Origin of the sequence: Pseudomonas sp. SWRI51 (assembly GCF_014268825.1) — a bacterium.
GTDB classification, from domain to species: Bacteria; Pseudomonadota; Gammaproteobacteria; order Pseudomonadales; family Pseudomonadaceae; genus Aquipseudomonas; species Aquipseudomonas farsensis.
Genome location: NZ_JABWRG010000001.1, coordinates 105,539 through 123,730, shown reverse-complemented (window position 1 = coordinate 123,730; position 18,192 = coordinate 105,539). Strand labels below are relative to the sequence as shown.

The 18,192-nt window shown below is 63.6% G+C and carries 13 protein-coding genes, 1 pseudogene and 1 riboswitch; of the genes and pseudogenes, 4 read left to right on the top strand and 10 right to left on the bottom strand.

Annotated features, from left to right (window positions below; all coding sequences use genetic code 11):
* The first annotated feature begins 6 nt into the window (after positions 1-6).
* Entirely contained in the window at positions 7-2,067 is a 2,061-nt protein-coding gene (locus HU720_RS00575; RefSeq protein ID WP_186516353.1) for a TonB-dependent receptor, read from the top strand.
* Positions 2,068-2,145: 78 nt separating this feature from the next.
* On the opposite strand, the gene HU720_RS00570 is transcribed toward HU720_RS00575, so the two are convergent.
* The 5 genes from HU720_RS00570 to HU720_RS00550 all read right to left on the bottom strand — a co-directional run bounded on the left by HU720_RS00570 (position 2,146) and on the right by HU720_RS00550 (position 8,181).
* A complete protein-coding gene (locus HU720_RS00570; RefSeq protein ID WP_186516351.1) occupies positions 2,146-3,102 on the bottom strand; it encodes an arsenic resistance protein in 957 nt (318 codons plus the stop codon).
* A 164-nt stretch (positions 3,103-3,266) separates the two neighbouring features.
* A complete protein-coding gene (locus tag HU720_RS00565) occupies positions 3,267-4,286 on the bottom strand; it encodes an iron ABC transporter permease (RefSeq protein ID WP_186516350.1) in 1,020 nt (339 codons plus the stop codon).
* Positions 4,283-5,251 carry an ABC transporter substrate-binding protein gene (locus HU720_RS00560; protein WP_186516349.1) on the bottom strand — a complete coding sequence of 323 codons (969 nt, stop codon included), beginning with the start codon at positions 5,249-5,251 and terminating at the stop codon, positions 4,283-4,285. The genes HU720_RS00565 and HU720_RS00560 overlap by 4 nt, the downstream gene beginning before the upstream one ends.
* Complete coding sequence (locus HU720_RS00555; RefSeq protein WP_186516348.1) at positions 5,248-6,021, bottom strand: ABC transporter ATP-binding protein; 774 nt, start codon at positions 6,019-6,021, stop codon at positions 5,248-5,250. The genes HU720_RS00560 and HU720_RS00555 overlap by 4 nt, the downstream gene beginning before the upstream one ends.
* Positions 6,022-6,045: 24 nt before the next feature.
* Entirely contained in the window at positions 6,046-8,181 is a 2,136-nt protein-coding gene (locus HU720_RS00550; protein ID WP_186516346.1) for a TonB-dependent receptor, read from the bottom strand.
* Positions 8,182-8,289: 108 nt separating this feature from the next.
* Positions 8,290-8,498: riboswitch (cobalamin riboswitch) on the bottom strand.
* A 108-nt stretch (positions 8,499-8,606) separates the two neighbouring features.
* Between HU720_RS00550 and HU720_RS00545 the strand changes: the two genes are divergently transcribed.
* A complete protein-coding gene (locus HU720_RS00545) occupies positions 8,607-10,697 on the top strand; it encodes a TonB-dependent siderophore receptor (protein WP_272968403.1) in 2,091 nt (696 codons plus the stop codon).
* A 382-nt stretch (positions 10,698-11,079) separates the two neighbouring features.
* Here HU720_RS00545 and HU720_RS00540 read toward each other — a convergent pair whose 3' ends face one another.
* The 3 genes from HU720_RS00540 to HU720_RS00530 all read right to left on the bottom strand — a co-directional run bounded on the left by HU720_RS00540 (position 11,080) and on the right by HU720_RS00530 (position 15,122).
* Positions 11,080-13,539, bottom strand: a complete 2,460-nt coding sequence (locus HU720_RS00540; protein ID WP_186516344.1) for a TonB-dependent receptor — start codon at positions 13,537-13,539, stop codon at positions 11,080-11,082.
* A gap of 108 nt (positions 13,540-13,647) precedes the next feature.
* Positions 13,648-14,610 (bottom strand): FecR domain-containing protein, encoded by a 963-nt coding sequence (locus HU720_RS00535; protein ID WP_186516343.1) that lies wholly within the window; start codon positions 14,608-14,610, stop codon positions 13,648-13,650.
* Positions 14,607-15,122, bottom strand: coding sequence for a sigma-70 family RNA polymerase sigma factor (locus HU720_RS00530; protein ID WP_186516341.1), 516 nt, complete (start codon positions 15,120-15,122; stop codon positions 14,607-14,609). The genes HU720_RS00535 and HU720_RS00530 overlap by 4 nt, the downstream gene beginning before the upstream one ends.
* 168 nt (positions 15,123-15,290) lie before the next feature.
* On the opposite strand from HU720_RS00530, the gene HU720_RS00525 reads away from it, so the two are divergent.
* Both HU720_RS00525 and HU720_RS24140 read left to right on the top strand, forming a co-directional pair.
* Positions 15,291-16,502: a zinc-dependent alcohol dehydrogenase gene (locus HU720_RS00525; RefSeq protein WP_186516339.1), complete on the top strand. Its 1,212-nt coding sequence runs from the start codon at positions 15,291-15,293 to the stop codon at positions 16,500-16,502.
* Positions 16,499-16,771: pseudogene (locus tag HU720_RS24140) on the top strand (short-chain dehydrogenase); the annotation flags it as partial. The gene HU720_RS00525 and the pseudogene HU720_RS24140, both read left to right, overlap by 4 nt.
* Positions 16,772-17,132: 361 nt before the next feature.
* On the opposite strand, the gene HU720_RS00515 reads toward HU720_RS24140, so the two are convergent.
* Positions 17,133-17,357 (bottom strand): hypothetical protein, encoded by a 225-nt coding sequence (locus HU720_RS00515; protein ID WP_186516328.1) that lies wholly within the window; start codon positions 17,355-17,357, stop codon positions 17,133-17,135.
* A gap of 62 nt (positions 17,358-17,419) precedes the next feature.
* A complete protein-coding gene (locus tag HU720_RS00510) occupies positions 17,420-18,142 on the bottom strand; it encodes a DUF72 domain-containing protein (protein ID WP_186516327.1) in 723 nt (240 codons plus the stop codon).
* Between the last annotated feature and the right edge of the window lie 50 nt (positions 18,143-18,192).

Here is an 18,192-nt window from a genome sequence, read left to right as displayed (position 1 = left end):
GTTTTGATGAATGCGTCCGCAACCCCCGCACGTGCCGTGCTGCCCGTGCTCGCCCTGACCTGCGTGTCTGTTTTAAGCCCATTGTCCCAAGCCGTGGCCCAAGGCCTGGCGCAGGACAACTCCACCCTCACCCTAGGCGCGGTAACCGTCACCGGCGCCAGCACCGGCCCGCTGGCCACCAGCAGCGTGCTCAGCTCGGTGGATATCCTCGGCGGCGACATCCTTGAGAAGATGCCCGTCGCTTACAGCTGGGAGCTGTTCAACCGCGCGCCCGGCGTAATGCTCACCGGCTTCAACCAAGGCACCACCTCCGGCAAGCTGTCGTTTCGCGGCTTCAACGGCGAAGGTGAAGTCAACGCCGTCAAACTGCTGATCGACGGCATTCCCAGCAACACCAACGATGGCAACATGCCCTTTATCGACTCGGTGTTCCCCATGGACATCGACAGCATCGAGGTGGTGCGCGGCACCAGCGACCCGCGCTACGGGCTGAACAACATCGCCGGCAACGTCAATATCAACACCCGCACCGGCGGCAACTACAACAAGGCGCGACTGCGTTACGGCAGCTTCAACACCCGTGAAGTGCAATTGGCCAAGGGCATCGAAACCAGCAACTGGACGCAGAACTATTTCTTTGCCCGCCAGCAGGTCGATGGCTACCGTGACCACGGCGATACCGAGCGCTACAGCTTCAGCGGCAAGTGGTTCTACACCCCCGATGCCGGCAATTACCGCCTGGGGCTGATCGCCCGCCACTATGAAGCAGACGCCCAGGAAGCCGGTTACCTCAGCGCCGACGATGCCCGCCACCACCCACGCATGAGCAACGACTTCAACGCCACCGACAAGGGCACCCGGCGCACCAACCAGGTCAGTCTGCACCTGGACGCCGACCTTGCCGACAGCCTCTCGTGGTCGGCAAAAACCTACCTGAACACCTTCGACGACCGGCGCTGGACGCAATACTGGCGCACCAGCTCACAGCAAGAGCGCGACGCCTACGAAACCCAGTACGGCGCCCTCACCTCGCTGACCTGGCGGCCTGAAGTGGACTGGCTGCACGCCTTTGCCCTGGAAGGCGGCAGCGATGTGCAGCAGCAGCAAAACCGCAGCGAGCGCTACCGCACCCTAAGCCGTGTGCGCCAGGCGCAGACCCGCGACCAGCAGTTCGACTTCAATACCGTCGGGGCCTATGTGCAGGCCGAAATCGAGCCGTGGGAGTCGCTGAAAATCGTCCCGGCCTATCGCGTCGACAAGCTCAGCGGCGACTTCACCAACGAACTCACCGGCCAGAAGGCGGACATCAACGATTACGGGCTGATCAAGCAGCCCAAGCTGAGCGTGGTCTATAGCCCGTGGCAATTCGCCAGCCTTTACGCCAACTGGGGCCGCACCTTCCAGGTGGGCACGGGCGCTGCGGCCTATAAAGTGCCGCCGCGTAACGAGGACCTGGCACCGTCGATCAACGAAGGCTGGGAGACCGGTGTCAAGTTCACCCCCGCCAGCTGGGTTGATGGCCGTGTCGCCTATTGGCGCCAGGACGCGACCGGTGAAGTCAGCCGGCGCCTGAACGACCCCAGCGGCGAGTCGGACAACGTTGGCCAGACGCGGCGCTGGGGCTATGACCTGCAGGTGAACCTGCACCCGGACGCGCGTACCGAAGTGTGGATGTCGTATTCCTGGCAGTACTCGAAGATTCTCGAGCCCAGTAGCGCCCTGCCCGGCAGCAAGGGCCAGGAAATCGACCATGTGCCGCACCATCTGTGGAACACCGGGGTCAGCTACCAGGCCACCCCGGCGCTGCAGCTCACCGCGTGGATGAATGGCCAGACCAACTACTACCTGGAGCGGGAAAACACCCAAGGCACCTACGGTGGCTATGTGCTGATGAACCTGGGGGCTACCTACCAGGTCAGCGAGACGCTGAGCGTGGATGTGCAGTTGAAGAACCTGACCAACCGCTACTACGAATATGTGTGGTACGACCCCGATGGCGCCGATGCATCGCTGCACTCGCCGGGTGACGGGCGTGCGCTGTATGCCGGGTTGACGGTCGAGTTCTGAGCTCATCGCAACAAGCGACGCGGCCAGTGCAGGAGCGGGCTTGCGTCGCAACAGGGCTGCGTAGCAGCCCCTGCCCCGCTACATCCGCACCACCCTGGGCACCACCCGCACATACACCAGCTCACTCACCAACTCCACCAACGTCTGGGTAATCACCGCCGCCGCCGCCAACCCGCGGATCGGCTCCGGCAGCGCCAACGCCAACGGCAGCACCACCAGCGAATTACGCGTCGCCGCACTGAACGTCACCGCCCGCGCCGCGCCTGTGGGCAATCCGAACACCCGCGCAGTGCCCCAGCCCAACAAGGGCGCCAGCAAGGCAAAGCCCACATACACCGGTAGCACCGGCAGCAGCTCATCCAGCTGGCCGACCACCACGCCCACCTGCGAGCCAATTACGGCCACCAGCACCAGCGCCATGGCTGGCACCGGTAGCCATGCCCAAGCGTCGTTCCAGGCCGCGACCGACGAAAAGCGCCGTCCCCCCGCGCTGGTCGCCACCGCCAGCAGCAGCGGCAACACAATCAGCAGCACAAAGGCTTCAACAAACGGCGCCAGTTGAATGTGCACCTCGCTCGCCCCGCCAAGCATCAGCGCCAGGTACAGCGGCAGCAGCGCCAGTTGCACCAGCAACAACACCGGCGTGGCCGCCAGGGTCAGGCGCGAGTCGCCCTTGCCGATATGGGTGAACACCACCACGTAATCAATGCACGGTGTCAGCAGCACCAGCAAGGCGCCGGCTAGCAGCGCCGGGTGCGCGCTGAGGCCGCGGGTGGTGGCCCAGACCAGCAAAGGCACCAGCACGAAGTTGGCCAGCAGCAGCGCGGCCATGAAGCGCCGGTTGCCCAGCCCTGCGCGCAGGTCAAGGAAGGGGATCTGCAAGAACATCGCGTACATCAGCACGGCGATGGCCGGGGTCACCAGTAGCTCCAACGCCCGTGCGGCGGCGGGGGCCAACAGGCCAATGGCGGCGGCAAACGCTACGGCAATGAAGTAAACGGGGATCTGGTTGCGTTCGAGCTGCTCTCTGTCCAAGGGCGTCCTGGCATTTGCGGGTAGCGGGTAGGCCCGGCAGGGTACCCCCTGACGCAATGCAAAGGGAGTGGCAGTCACGCAAAAACCGTTGGCTGATGGGTGGGGCCTGCGCGCAGCTTGGAGCCTTACAAGGCTGCGCCTACACCGACCGCATTCAATTCGCCTCAGCGCCTGAGCAGCGCGATAAAGAACAACCCACCCAGCGCCGCTGTGGCAATGCCGATCGGCAGGTCCTGCGGCGCGATCAACGTGCGCGCGGCTACATCCACCCACACCAGAAATATCGCCCCAAGCAGCGCACTCACCGGCAGCAAACGCCGGTTGTCGGCCCCCACCAGTGCCCGCGCCATGTGTGGCACCATCAGCCCGACAAAACCAATCGCCCCGGACAGCGCCACCAGCACCCCGGTCAGCAGCGAAGTGCAGATAAATACCTGCAGGCGCAGCCTGCGGCCGCTGAACCCCAGGCTGATCGCGGTCTGCTCACCACTCATCAGCGCGTTCAGGCCGCGCGCCATGGCCTGCAATGCAAGCAGCACCAGCACCACGCACAGCGCCGGTAGCCAGATCACATCCCAGCGCGCCGCCCCCAGCCCGCCAAGCATCCAGAACACTACCGAAGCGGCCGCATGCTGGTCGCCGCTGTACAGCAGCACGTTGACCAGTGCCATCAGCACGAACGACACCGCCACCCCTGCCAGCAGCAAGCGATCGCTCTCCATGCGCCCGCCGCGGCGCGCTACCGCGATCACCAGCAGCATGCTCCCGGCAGCGCCCATGAACGCCGCCAGAGGCAAACTGAACACGCCGATGAACTCGCCCAAGTAGAGCATCACCAGCACAGCGCCCAGGGCCGCGCCCGAACTCACACCGAGCAGGTGCGGGTCGGCCAGGGAGTTGCGGGTAACCGCCTGCAATGCTGTGCCCACCAGGGCCAGCCCCGCACCCACCAGCGCCCCCAGCACTACACGGGGTGCGCGGATCAGCCAGACGATATGCGCCTGGCTTTTGCCTGGTTCCCCGGCAATGTCCAAGCCCAACTGCCCGGCAACCACCTGCGCCACGTTGCGCATCGGGATCGAGGCCGGGCCAAAGGCCAGCGACATGACGCAGGACGCCAGCAACAGCACCACCAGCCCCACCAACAAGGCTCGCAAGCCTGTCGGGCTGCGCACAGGCGTCATGGCTGCGCGCCCTCAAGCGGTTGCGGATGCAGGGCGTCGGCGAGTTTCTCGATGGCCTGGGCGTTTTCGACCGAAGGCGTTACCTCGACATAGCTCAGCACCACGAAACGCTGCTCGCGGATTGCCCGCACGCCCTTGAGCGCCGGCTGACGCAACAGGAAATCGCGCTTCTGCTGCCAGGTGAGCGGGCCGTAATCGACGATCACGATGACCTCAGGGTCGCGCTCGACCACGCTTTCCCAGTTCACCTCAGTCCAGCTCGCCGCCACATCGCCCATCACATTGACGCCACCCGCGGCATCGATCAGCGCTTGCGGCATGCCTAGCCGGCCGGAGGTGGTCGGGCGGTCTTCGCCGCTGTCGTAGAGAAACACCTTGGGGCTGTGCCGAGCCTGGCCAACCCGCTGTTGCACCTGGGCGATGCGGCTGCGCATCTGCGCGATAAGCGCGCGGGCCTGCCCCTGCACGGCAAAGATGCTGCCGAGGTTTTCCAGGTCGCGATACACATCGTCGAGGCTCGCCCGTTGCTGCGGCATTACCCACGAGCACGACTCACTCAGTTCGTAAACCGCCACGCCGAACGGCGCAAGGGTTGCCGGGGTCAGCGGGCCGCCGACATGCATGCCGTAGTTCCAGCCAGCAAAGAACAATTCGGTGTCTGCCGCCAGCAGGGTTTCGATGGACGCCGAGCGGCTAGCCAGCTGCGGCACGCCTTCCAGCGCCTGGTCGATCCACTGCTCGCGGTGTTTGCTGCGGGTGAACCCGGTGTAGCCGACAATGCGCTCACGCAGGCCCAAGTGCAGCAGCATCGCCGTCATGTTCACATCGTGCACCACCACGCGCTGCGGGGCTTGGGTGAAGGTCACCGAGCGCTCGCAACTGTGTACGCTCACGGGGAAGTCGCGGGCAGCGGCAGGCAGCAAAAACAGCAGCCAAAGCAGGCCAAAGAGGTAGCGAAGGGTCATGAACGGGTAATCCAGGTAATACGTGGATAGGGGTGCAGCGGGTGCTGGTCAACCAATGCATCGACGCCGAACACCTGCCTGAGCAGCTCAGGGGTCAGCACCTGGTGCGGTGTGCCGCTGGCGACGATGCGCCCGCCATCAATGACATACAGCCGGTCGCAGAAGGCAGCCGCCAGGTTGAGGTCGTGAAAGCTTGCCAGAATGCTCAACCCTAGCCCGCGCAGGTGCTGCAGCAGCTCCAGCTGATAGCGCGGGTCGAGGTGATTGGTGGGCTCGTCGAGGATCAGCAGTTCGGGCGCCTGGACCAGCGCCCGCGCCAGCAGCACGCGTTGTTTCTCGCCGCCCGACAGCGTGGCGAAGGTGCGCCGGGCGTGCTCCGCCAGCCCCACCTGGGCCAACGCCTGTGCGCTGCGGGCCCGGTCCTCGGCGGTTTCACCGTCGAACAGGGCCTTGTGTGGCGTGTGCCCCATGGCCACCACCTCGGCAACGCTCAGGCCAAACTCCTCGGGAAATTCCTGCAGCACCACTGCAATGCGCTGCGCGCACCAGCGCGGGCTGCGCTGCCACAGGTCTTCCCCGCCCAGGCTGACCCGCCCGGCCGTGGGCTGCGTGGCGCGGTAGGCGCAACGCAGCAGGCTGGTCTTGCCGCTGCCATTGGCGCCGATCAGCCCGACGAATTCGCCTTGCTGCACCTGCACGTTCACGCCATTGAGCAGCAGGCGCGGCCCAGGCAGTGCCCAGCGCAAGTCGTCGATGGTCAAACTGGTCATGCTCGGCGCCTCCTGCGGCAACGGTCAGAAGCTGTAGTCAGCCGTCACGAAGAACGAACGCGGCTCGCCCAGGTACCACTGCCGGCCGCCGTTCTCGCTGGTGGTGGCGTACTGGCGGTCGAACAGGTTGTTCAGTTGCAGGCCCAAGGTCAGGTCCGGCTGCACATGCCAGTCGAAGCTTGCGTCGAGCACGGTGTAGCTCGGCACCTTGACAGTGTTGGCGTTGTCGCCATAACGGCTGTCGACGTACCGCGCGCCTGCACCTGCGCTGAAGCGTTGGGCAAAATCCTTGCTCAGCCACAGGTTGGCCGAACGACGCGGCACGTTGGTCGGGCGGTTGCCGCTGTAGTCGTTGCCGTCAGCGGTAAAGTCGTCGTACCTGGCGCGCACCCAGGCGGCGTTGGCAGACAACTGCACCTCATAGGGCAGGCGCAGTTCAAGGGTGGCCTCGATGCCGTCCGAGGACTGCTGGCCAACCTGTTGCTGCACTTTGGGGTTGAGCGGGTCGGTGCTGAGCAGCTTCTTCTTGACGATGTGGTAGGCCGCGAGCGTCCACTCGCCGCGGCCTTCGGGCAGCATCTGCTTGATGCCAACTTCGGTCTGCTTGGCGGTACTCAAGTCCCAGCTTTGCTGCTCCGAGCTCAGGGTCAACAGGTCGCTGACCCCTTCGGTGCTGGTGGCGTACTGGCCGTACACCGACAGCTCTTCGCTTAGCGCAAACACCAGGCCCGCGCGCCAGTTATCGCCTGTCAGGCTGCGGTCGCTGCGGGTGTCGTCATCGAGGTTGTCGCGGTTCAGGTGCACCTGGTCGCGGCGGGCACCGGTGACCAGCGACAAGCGTTCGGTCAGCTGCGTGCGGTTTTCGGCAAACAGCGAGAACTGCCGCGCCTGGTTGGCTTCGCGCGAGCGGAACGGGTCGTCGCTGATGTAGCTGCCGCCGCCAGAGCCTGTCACCGGCACGGTATCGGCCAGGGTATAGCCAAAGTCGTGCTTGCGCAGGAAGCGAATGGAATTGTAGTCCGCGCCCACCACGGTCTGGCTGTCCAGGCCAAACAGCGGGTGCTGCAGGGTGAACGACTGGCGGTCGCCAATCTGCTCCTGGGTCTGCTTGATGCTGATGAAGCTGCTGCGCTCGATCAGGTTGCCGGGCTGCCAGGTGTAGCTTTCGGCGTTGCGCCAGCGGCGTTGGGCCTTGAGGTAATACAACTGGTTGCTGGCGGTGAGGGTGTCGCTGATTACCCAGTCGGTGACCAGGCGTGTGGACTGGTCGTTGTAATGCAGCTCGGCGTTGGCCACGTTGTAATTGTGGTCGCGCAACGACTCGCGGTAATGCCCGTCGATCAACGGCGTGCCGAGGTACTGCTGCGGGTTCTGGTCGCCGTAATCGTGACTCAGGGTCACGCTCAGGTCTTCGTTGGGCTGCCAGCGCAGCGCACCGCTGAGGGCGATGCTGTCGGACTCGCCGCGGTCCACCCAGCCATTGCTCGCCAGCTTGTTGAGGTTCAAGCGATAGCTCAGGGTGTCGCTCAGCGACCCGCCGCTGTCCAGCGCCATCTGCTGGCGGTCATTGGAGCCGTAACCCAGGCGCAGGCGATTGCGGATGTCACCTTCGAACGGCTTTTTCGGCACCACGTTGATCACCGCCCCCGTGGCGCCCTCCCCGTACAGCACTGATGCTGGGCCGCGCAGCACGTCGCTGCGCTCCACCGCCCAGGTGTCGACCGGAAAGGTCACGGTGCCGGCGCCGACATACAGGCGGGTGCCGTCGTACAACTGCATGGTCGAGCTATGGCCGGTGAAGCCACGTGCCGACAGCGCCGTGCCGCCGTTGCCGGGCGTGCCGATGAAGGTGATGCCAGGGGAACGGGTGACGGCGTCCTGCACGGTGGCGTTATTGCGCGCCTGGATCTGCTCGGCGCTGATGCTGGTGACGCTGGCAGGGGTTTGCAGCGGCGTGAGGTTCAGCCTAGAACCGCTGGTGCCAGGGGTGCGCAGGTCGGGCTGGGCAGCCGCGTCAGCGAATTCGGTGATGGCCGTGGCGGGCAATGCCAGCGGCTCATCTTCAGCGGCTTGGGCGCCTGCGCTGAGGAATACACAAGGCACCAGGCTTGCACGCAGCATGTGGCCAGGGAAGGAACGGAACAACGAATAACGGGACATATCTTTCCACTTGAAACAGGAATGAAAGAATCCCGGAGGGAACAACGCATAGGGAAAGCGCAGGCGCACGCGCCTACGAAAACCGGCCTGCGCCCGCCCACCGCGGGTTTGCCAAACGATGCTTCAGGCCGGTCTCCGGGCTCACGAGGGTCATGAAACATTCGCCTTCCCATGCCGGAGCACAGTGGCGTATCGAATGCTTCGCTCGTATACCGTTGCGGGGGCAGCGCCGGACTGATCACCGCGAGGATGACGAACCGGCTTCCCGTTTCACCCCATGCACGGCGGCAGGGGGCACCTGAAACAGGCGCGCAGATGACCATCAAAACGGCCCGTGGTCAACAGGCACGTTGCCATCGTGCGGCGATAGCGTTTTAGCCAGCGCAGATGTTATGTTATTACATCTGCCATGGAGAACCCCCCTGTTGAAACATCACGCACCCCTGCTGGCCGGTTTGACCCTCGGTATGTTTGGGCAATCGCTCTACGCCGCAGAACCCCTGACGCTGGAAGCCATCTCGATTACCGACGCCTACGTTGAAGAACGCGCCGACGGCCCGGTGCAAGGCTATCGGGCGACCCGTTCGGCCACCGCCACCCGCACCGATACCGACATCCGCGATACCCCGCAAAGCATCGAGGTCATCCCGGCGCAGGTACTCAAGGACCTCAATACCACGCGTATTGACCGAGCCCTGGACTTTGCCGGCGGCGTGGCGCGGCAGAACAACTTCGGCGGCCTGACCTTCCTCAACTACAGCGTGCGCGGTTTCACCACCGGCGAGCTGTACAAGAACGGCTTTGCCGTCAACCGAGGCAGCTACAGCGCCCCGGACACCTCCAACATCGAGCGCATCGAAGTGCTCAAAGGCCCGGCGGCCAGCCTGTACGGCCGTGGCGACCCCGGCGGGCTGGTCAATATCGTGACCAAGCGCCCGCAGGCCGAGACCTTCAGCAACCTGAGCCTGAGCGCCGGCAGTTGGGACCGCTACCGCACCAGCCTGGACGCCAACGCGCCGCTGGACAGCGAAGGCAGCCTGTTGGGGCGGATAAACATGGCCGTCGAAGACAACGGCAGCTTCCGCGACCATGTGAACAGCGAACGGCGCATCGTCAGCCCGTCGTTGAGCTGGCAGTTGTCGCCCGATACGCGGTTGCTGCTGGACACCGAGTTTTCCCGCACCGAGTCGGTATTCGACCGGGGCATTGCGGCCGTCAACGGTGACCTGGGCTCGGTCAAACGCTCGACTTTCCTCGGTGAGCCCAATGATGGGCAGATCCGCAACGACAACCAGACCGTGGACCTGGCGCTTGAGCACATGCTCAGCGATGACTGGAAGCTGCGCCTGGCCAACCACTACACCCAAGGCACGCTCAAGGGCGCCAGCTCCGAACCACAGGCGGTGGTCGGCAGCACCATCACCCGCTTCTACCGCGAGCGCGACTTCGAGTGGAACGACAACATCACCCAGGCCGAGCTGCACGGCACCTTCAATTGGGCGGGCTGGGAGCACCAGACGCTGATCGGCCTTGAATACGAGAATTACCGCAACAGCCAGAAGTACCCACAAAGCGCCACCCTGCTCGGCTACGGCCTGGACATCTACAACCCGGTGTACGGCCAGGCCAAGCCCGCGCTGACCCGCGCCAACGATTTCCACGAGCACACCGAAAGCTACGCACTGAACCTGCAAGACCAGATTGCCTTCACCGAGCGCCTGCGTGGCTTGGTGGGCGTGCGCCTGGAGCACATCGAGCAGACTTCCCTGAACCGTACCAGCGGGGTCAGCAGCAGCCAGGAGAAGGACGTTGCCACCCCGCGCATCGGCCTGCTTTACCAACTGACGCCGCAGGTGGGCGTGTTCGCCAACGCCTCCACCTCGTTCAAGCCCAACACCCTCGGCACCCAGGGCCAGGTGTACAAACCGGAAAAAGGCTTGGGGTACGAGACCGGCGTGAAGCTCGACCTGCTCGACAGCCGTCTTGGCGCCACCATTGCGCTGTTTCGCATCGACAAGGAAAACGTCCTCACCACCGATGCCCTTGGCGACAGCGTTGCCGCTGGCAAGGCGCGCAGCCAGGGCCTGGACATGCAGTTCAGCGGCCAGGTAACCGACGCTGTGCGCGTGATAGGGGCGTACGCCTACATCGATGCAGAAGTGACCAAGGGTGATGCCAGCCTGCCTGAGGGCAGCGACCTGCTGGGTATTGCCCGGCATAGCGGTAGCCTGCTGGGCGTTTACGAGTTCCAGGATGGCGCGCTGCGCGGCTCGGATGTCGGCGCTGCATTCAACTATGTGGGCGAGCGTTCAGGCCAGGCCGGCGGCAACTTCACCCTACCCGCCTACAGCACGGTTGACTTGCTTGCGCACTACAAGGCCAGCGAGCAAGTCACCTTGGGGCTGAACTTGAACAACCTGTTCGATCGCACGTACTACGAGCGTTCGTATAACAGCGCGTGGGTAGTGCCGGGCGAGCCGCGCAATGTGAGTGTAAGCCTGAGCCTGAGCCTGTGACTCAGCTGCTGGGTGCCCCGGGCCCGCCCCGTTCTCAGGCAGCACGCGGTCCTAGCAGGAAATCGCCCAGCTCTTTGGGCTGAGCTGTCACGTAGAGAACTGGGCGGCGTGTGAGATTCGATGGTTTTGTACAGCCCTGTTCTCGCCAGGCATATCTCCTTGTGGCGAGCGGGCTTGCCCCGCGCTGGGCTGCGCAGCAGCCCTGAAAACCCAAGGGTAATCCTCAGGGGCTGCTGCGCAGCCCAACGCGGGGCAAGCCCGCTCGCCACAACTGTCTACCATTTCCCACTGGATTGGGTCCATCAAGCAATGTTGCGGTTGAGCAGGGCCTGGGAGGGAGATTCTATGGTTCTGTACAAGCCTGCTCTCGCCGGCACTGCCCTCAGAAGCTGTACTTGACGTTGAACATCACATTGCGTGGGTCGCCATAGTAAGCGGTGTTGTAGTTGCCAATGCCGCTGTAATAGACCCGATCAAACAGGTTATTGACGTTCACCGTACCCTTCAGATGCTCGTCGAAGTCGTAGCTGGCCATCAGCCCAACCAACGCGTAGCTGCCGCGCTCGAACTTTTGCGGGCCAACTGCGGCGGCAAAACTGTCATCGCCGAAGAAAGTCGCACTCTGCCACTGCACATTTCCGCCCACGATCGCCCGGTTCAGCACGCCCGGCAGGCGGTAGGTGGTTGCGGCCTTGAACAGGTGCTGAGGCTGGGTGGTGGCCACACGCACATGGTCGGCATCGTAGGAAGCCTGGTACACGTAGCCTGCATTGATGTTCCAGTCAGGTAGCAACTCGCCGGCAACCTCAAGCTCCACGCCGTTGGTGGTCGCGCCCGACACCGCACGCATTTCTTCAAAACCTTCGCTGTTGGTACGCCCGGTGCTCTGCGCCAGGTTGTCCTGTTTGAGCTGGAACAGCGCAAGGCTTGCGTTGAGGCGCCCATCAAAGTACTCACCCTTGATACCCAATTCGTAGCTCTGCCCGGTCAGCGGCTCGATGGGGTTGTCGTTGGCGTCCTTGTTGTAAGGCTGCGGCTTGAAGATATCGGTGTAGCTTGCGTACACCGTGTATTGCTCATCCAGGTCATACGTAATACCGGCGTACGGAATGACCTCACCGCTGTTGGTGGTCGGGTAGGACCTGCTGATACCCGCGCCGTTGATGCTGTCCAGCGACCATTCATAGTCGTTGACCCGCGCACCCAGAATGACGCTCAAGGCATCGGTGGGTTTGAGCACCACGGCGGCGTAGCTGACTTTCTGCGTGGCTTCGATCTGCTGCGTCGACCACCAGGCCCAGTCGGTCGGGTACGCGGCGTTGTTATCCCAGGTAAACGGGTTGACGCTGGCGTCGGTGGTGCCGTCAGTCCGTTTGGAGGTCGAGCTATTGCGCGCATAGTTGTAGCCGACGACCAATTCGTGGGTGCGGCCAAACAGCTCGAATGGCCCTTTGGCAAACAGGTCGACGGATTTCTCGTCGGTGTCGGTATTGAACTTGGACGCGCCGCCGGCATAAAAACCGTGATCGATGGTGTTGGTCACCGGGTCGATATGCGCGCCCGACAACCCCGCCAGAATTTCGCGAGAGGTGTACTTGCGATAGGACACGGTGCCTTTGACCACCCAGTCGTTCTGCAACTGGTGCTCAAGGCCTACGAACGCGCGGTGGGTGTTCTGGTTGCGGTACGCCCACTTGTCGCCGGGGTTGCTTGAGCGCGACAGGTCGACCCGCCGGCCATCGCTGTAAAACACCGGCAGGTGGGCGTTGGTAGTCGCGTCGTTATTGTTCTTCTGGTAGTCGTAGCCAACGCTCAGGGTGGTGGCATCGTTCAGGTCGGCCTCGACAATGCCGTAGAACACCTGCTGCTCGCCCTTCTGGTAGTCGATGAAACTGTCGTGCTGCTCGGTCCCGGCGACCATACGCCCGCGCAGGGCGCCGCTATCGACCAGCGGGCCAGACACATCCACCTCGGTGCTGTAACGGTCCCACGAGCCCGCTCCTGCCGCCACATGGCCCTGCGCCTCGCGGGTTGGGCGCTTGCGCACCATGTTGATCACCCCGGATGGGTAACCCACGCCGTTGACCAGGCCGGTGGCGCCCTTGAGCACTTCGATGCGGTCATAGATCAGCGAGTTGCCGATGCTGTAGTTGTCGCGCACGTTGCCGCCATCGCTGCTCAGGCTGGGGATGCCGTCGTACTGGAAGGCCTGGATCTCGAAGCCGCGGGCGTAGTAGGTGTAGCCTTCGGAGTTTTCCCGGTTGACGGTGATGCCTGGGGTTTGTTGCAACACCTTGGCCAGGTCGACCAGGCCCTGGTCATCCATTTGCTGACGGGTGATCACACTGACCGACTGCGGCGTCTCGCGCAGCGACAATGCCATGCGCGTGGCCGAGGCGCTCTGGCCGGTGGTGTACGACCCGCTGCCTTCGGTGGTCAGGCCCAGCGCTGCGCTGTTGATGGTGGTGGCGCCCAGCTCTACCGCGCCGTCGGCTTTGTAAAGCGGGCGCAGCGCGTAGCTGCCATTGCTTTGCGGTATGGCTTGCAGCCCGGAGCCTTGCAGCAGCACAGCAAAGCCTTCGGCGACGCTGTAGTTGCCTTCAAGCCCTGCAGATTTCAGCCCGTCGAGCAGCGCCGCATCGAACGACAGCGCACTGCCTGAGGCCGAGGCAAAGGCACTGAGCGCGCGGGTCATGCTGCCGGCCGGCACATGGTAGTACTGCGCGCCGCTGGCCTGCGCGGCGTGTGCCACGTTCGGCAGGCTGGCAACGCCCAAGCCACAAAAACTCAGGCCAAATGCAACGGCAGCGGGCTTGAGCAGCCCATGGTGCGGGTATTTCATTGTTTCCCTTCCCCAAATTGAATCGATCAATCGATACCTGTCAGGGGATGAGCCGAGCGAAGGGTGCAAACAGTGCAATGCGAATGAAAATATTTTTCAATGGTCCGGTCATGCCGGTAGCACGGTCACCCAGTAATCGGTGCGGCGCACGATGCGCAGGCCGAAGCCGCTGTGCAGGGCCGCCAGGGCAAGGTCGATGTCATGCAGAGGAAACGCCCCGGAGATCTTCAACCCGGCGATGGCGGGGTCACACCTCAGCCAGCCATGGCGGTAGCGCGCAAGCTCATCGAGCAGGTCCGCCAGCGGGCGCTCAATGGCGATCAGGCTGCCGGTGCGCCAGGATGCAGCAGTTATGTCACTGTTCCAGGGCTGGCCCAGCGCGTTGGCATCGAAACGCACCTGCTCCCCGGCATTGACCCGCAACGAACCCGCAGTCGCAGCCGGCCGTACCAGAACCGCGCTTTCCAAAACCGCCACTTCGCAGAACTGCGCTTCGACCTGCACGGTAAAGCGCGTCCCCAGTGCCTCGACCTGACCCTGCGCCACATCCACGCGCAACGGCCTGCCCAGCGGGTCGGCAGCGGTTTCGACCAGCACTCGCCCACTCAGCAGATGCAGTAAGCGCTGCGCGTTGTCGAAGCTGACATCCAGTGCCGATTGGCTATCGAGCAACACCCGGCTGCCATCGGCAAGCAGCACCTGGCGCTGCTCACCGACCCGCGTGCGGTAACTAGCCATCAGGCTTGCCCGCCAGTCGCTGTGCCAGCCGTTCCAGCCGACCACGCCGAACCCCGCCAACATCAGCAACTGCTGCAGTACCCGGCGCCGGGTTTCACCGGTATGTTGCAGCACCGGAGCGCCAAGTTCGCCTGGCACACGGGCAATCATCTGCTGCACAGCTTCCACCTGCTGCCACGCCTCGCGGTGCAGCGGGTCGGCGTTGTGCCACTGCTGCCAGCGGGCCTGTTCGGCGGCGCCGCCCTGCCCCGACGACAGCCGCGCATACCACTGCGCCGCGCTGCGCAACGCCTGGCGCTCGGCCAGCCCGAGCACAGCACGTGGCGTAGTCATAGCAGGCCCATGCGCACCAGGCAGCAATGCTCCATGGCCTTGGCCATGTGGTTGTTGACGGTGCGCAGCGAGATACCCAGGCGCTGGGCGATGGCCGGGTAACTCAGGCCTTCGAACTGCGACAGGATGAACGTCTGCCGGACCTTGTCGCCGAGGCTATCGAGCATGCGGTCGATCTCCATCAGCGTTTCCAGCACCAGCGCCTGGGTTTCTTCGCTGGGGTAGACATCTTCGGGCAGCGCCGCCAAGGCTTGCAGGTAGCTCTGCTCCAGGGCACGGCGCCGGTAAAGGTCGATCACCAGGCCCTTGGCAACTGTGCTCAGGTACTGCCGAGGCTGGCGCACATCCAGGGCCTGACGGGCTTTGATCACCCGCACGAAGGTGTCTTGCACCAGGTCCGCGGCATCGCAGCTGCTGCCCAGGCGCTTGCGCAGCCAGTTGCGTAGCCATGGGCTGTGGTCGGCATAGAGGTTATGCAGCGCGGTGCTCAGCGCAAGATCGGTTGAGGCCATGAAAATCAAGTCACTAATGAGAATTAGTTGCAATTTGCCATTTTATTGTGTGTCTTGGCAATGCCAACGCCATGCCCACCACTGGAACAGTTCACCTGAACTTTCCCTCCTCCATTGGCTTCCCCTGTACAGACCACCCCAAAAACAGGCCTCTGCAGGAGTAGAACAATGCGAGCACTGACCTATCACGGCGCCAACGATGTCAGGGTCGACACCGTCGCGGACCCGATCATTCAGGATGAGGACGACATCATCCTCAGGGTGACTGCAACCGCGATCTGCGGCTCTGATCTGCACCTCTACCACGGCAAGATTCCGCATACCGAAGCGGGCGATATCTTCGGTCACGAGTTCATGGGTGTGGTGGAGGACACCGGGCGCGGCGTTACCGACCTGCAAGTCGGCGACCGTGTGGTGATCCCCTTCGTGATCGCCTGCGGCAGCTGTTTTTTCTGCCAGCTCGACCAGTTCGCCGCCTGCGAAACCACCAATACGGGCCGGGGCGCGATCATCAACAAGAAAGGCATCCCGCCGGGCGCCGCGTTGTTCGGCTACAGCCACCTGTACGGCGGCGTGCCTGGCGGCCAGGCCGACTACGTGCGCGTGCCCAAGGCCAACGTCGGGCCGTTCAAGGTGCCGGGCACGCTGACCGACGATAAAGTGCTGTTTCTGTCGGACATCCTCCCCACCGCCTGGCAGGCCGTGACCAACGCACAAATTGGCCAAGGCTCGACGGTTGCCATCTATGGCGCAGGCCCCGTGGGCCTGCTGAGCGCGGCATGCGCGCGCATGCTGGGGGCACAAAGCATCTTCATGGTCGACGACAACGACTACCGGCTGGCCTTCGCCCGCGACACCTATGGCGTGATCCCGATCAATTTCACCCAGGACGACGACCCCGCCGACAGCATCATCCGCCAGACCCCGGGCATGCGCGGGGTGGATGCGGTCATCGATGCGGTGGGTTTTGAGGCCAAAGGCAGCACCACCGAAACGCTGCTGACGGCGCTGAAGATCGAAGGCAGCAGCGGCAAGGCGTTGCGCCAGAGCATTGCAGCGGTGCGCCGTGGCGGGGTGGTCAGCGTGCCGGGGGTGTATGCGGGGTTCATCCATGCCTTCATGTTCGGCGATGCGTTCGACAAGGGCCTGACCTTCAAGATGGGCCAGACCCACGTGCAGAAATTTCTCCCGGAGCTGCTCGATCATATCGAGGCTGAGCGCTTGCACCCCGAGTTGATCGTCACCCACCGCCTGGCGCTTGAGGAGGCGGCCTTGGGCTACAAACTGTTCGACCAGAAGCAGGACGACTGCCGCAAGGTCATTCTGGTGCCCGGTGCCGCCTCTGGCACGCTGGGCGATTTTGGAGGGGCGCGGCCATGATTGACTTGGCAACCGGCATGCGCCCGGGTGAGCGTTATCGCATCGAGAATACGGAGCGTGTGCACCCTTTCCCGGGGTTCTTCCTGGACGGCAAGTACTACCTGGGCCCGGAACTACTCACCGCCGTCGGCTGGCTTGAAGGGACCCGATTCATCTACGACGCGCTGGACCCGACCGGCGAACCGGTATTTCCCAACCGCGCAGCGGGTAATATCGAGAACCTGGTGTTAACGCTGGTTGACGGCACCCGCCTTGAGGTTTCTCGTCTCAAACAGTGGCCCCCTGAAGACGCCGAGCCGGTGGCGGGTGATAGTGCACAAGGCAGCGGTGACGCCGACGCAGGGCTGGCGCCGGAAACGGACGCTGGGCAGGCTGGTGGGCGCCAGCGCACGCCAGCCGTGTCGCGCTTGTGGGTGGCAGGTGCGCTTGTGCTGGTAGGTGCATCCGTGGTGCTGGCCTGCTTGCGTGGCCGGCGCTGAAACCAAGGTGGGCACGGCGTCTGTAGGAGCGGCCTTGCGCCGCGAAAGGGCTGCGCAGCAGCCCCTATGATCTGCAAATCATGCAGAATCGCTGGGGCTGCTTTGCAGCCCTTTCGCGGCACAAGGCCGCTCCTCCATTGACCGTGTTGACTCAACGGTGCGTTTTGTTTTCAACCTCTGCCAACTGCCGCTTGATCGCTTCTGCCTGCTCTTCCTGCTCTTTGATCGAGGTCGGCGTAATAACCTTGTCCACGGTCTCGGTACCCGGTTCTGGACGCTCCAGCACTGGGTCAGGGGAACCCTCGCCACGCTGCGCCTGCTCGGAAGAAATCGGCCGAGGCACTTTGTCGGCCGCTTTGCTTTCGGTACGGTTCATAACGCTCTCCTGATGGGCTTGATGTCTTTCAGAAGAACCCGAACCTGCCGCAAAAGTTTGATTTAACTGCCTCGCTGCAAGCAGCGTTGCAGTTGCAATGCGTTGGCCAAGGCCGCCCCTGAGGCGGTGTTATCGAAAATGCACCATGTGGGTACGCCTGCGGCTTGGCTGGCGCGCAGCTGCTCGGCCAGTCGCTGCACAAATGTTGCTTCATATTCACTGTGATAGAGGCGCGGCTCGCCATGCAAACGCCAGTAGACCAGCCCCGGCCATCCGCCGGGCTGCGCATCGCTGGCAAAACGCGCGGGGCTCGCCGCCACCTGGGCGACTTGCAAGTCGTGCAACAGCGCCTGAGCCGCCTGCCAACTGTGATGCCTGGGCTCGACTGCCACAGGGCCATCATAGCGTTGACGCAGTGCGTCGAAAAACCGCTGAGCCGTAGGCGCATCGAAACTCAGCGAGGGCGCAAGTTGCACCAGCAGGCAGCCCAGGCGACTGCCCAGCTCGCCACATTGCGACAGAAAGCTATCGAGCTGCGCCTCACAACCCTGCAGACGCTGAACATGGGTGATCGCCTTAGGCACCTTCACCGAGACGCGAAACATCGGGGGCACCGACGACGCCCAGCGCGCATAGGTTTCAGGGCGGTGCGGGCGATAGAACGAGCTATTGATCTCAACCGCATTCAAACGCGAGGCATAGCGCTGCAGATGGCTGCCGTGCTGGGCAAACTCATGGGCATGCTGGCGTGACAAACTCCAGCCCGCGCAACCCAAGTGAATCATGCTCGTACTCCCCTTGACCCGACTCATTGCAGTCGAATGTTAAAAAAGAT

Coding starts and splice junctions, on each gene's coding strand:
- HU720_RS00575 (WP_186516353.1), top strand. CDS start 7: ATGAATGCGTCCGCAACCCCCGCACGTGCCGTGCTGCCCGTGCTCGCC.
- HU720_RS00565 (WP_186516350.1), bottom strand. CDS start 4,286: ATGACGCCTGTGCGCAGCCCGACAGGCTTGCGAGCCTTGTTGGTGGGG.
- HU720_RS00560 (WP_186516349.1), bottom strand. CDS start 5,251: ATGACCCTTCGCTACCTCTTTGGCCTGCTTTGGCTGCTGTTTTTGCTG.
- HU720_RS00555 (WP_186516348.1), bottom strand. CDS start 6,021: ATGACCAGTTTGACCATCGACGACTTGCGCTGGGCACTGCCTGGGCCG.
- HU720_RS00550 (WP_186516346.1), bottom strand. CDS start 8,181: ATGTCCCGTTATTCGTTGTTCCGTTCCTTCCCTGGCCACATGCTGCGT.
- HU720_RS00540 (WP_186516344.1), bottom strand. CDS start 13,539: ATGAAATACCCGCACCATGGGCTGCTCAAGCCCGCTGCCGTTGCATTT.
- HU720_RS00535 (WP_186516343.1), bottom strand. CDS start 14,610: ATGACTACGCCACGTGCTGTGCTCGGGCTGGCCGAGCGCCAGGCGTTG.
- HU720_RS00530 (WP_186516341.1), bottom strand. CDS start 15,122: ATGGCCTCAACCGATCTTGCGCTGAGCACCGCGCTGCATAACCTCTAT.
- HU720_RS00525 (WP_186516339.1), top strand. CDS start 15,291: ATGCGAGCACTGACCTATCACGGCGCCAACGATGTCAGGGTCGACACC.
- HU720_RS00515 (WP_186516328.1), bottom strand. CDS start 17,357: ATGAACCGTACCGAAAGCAAAGCGGCCGACAAAGTGCCTCGGCCGATT.
- HU720_RS00510 (WP_186516327.1), bottom strand. CDS start 18,142: ATGATTCACTTGGGTTGCGCGGGCTGGAGTTTGTCACGCCAGCATGCC.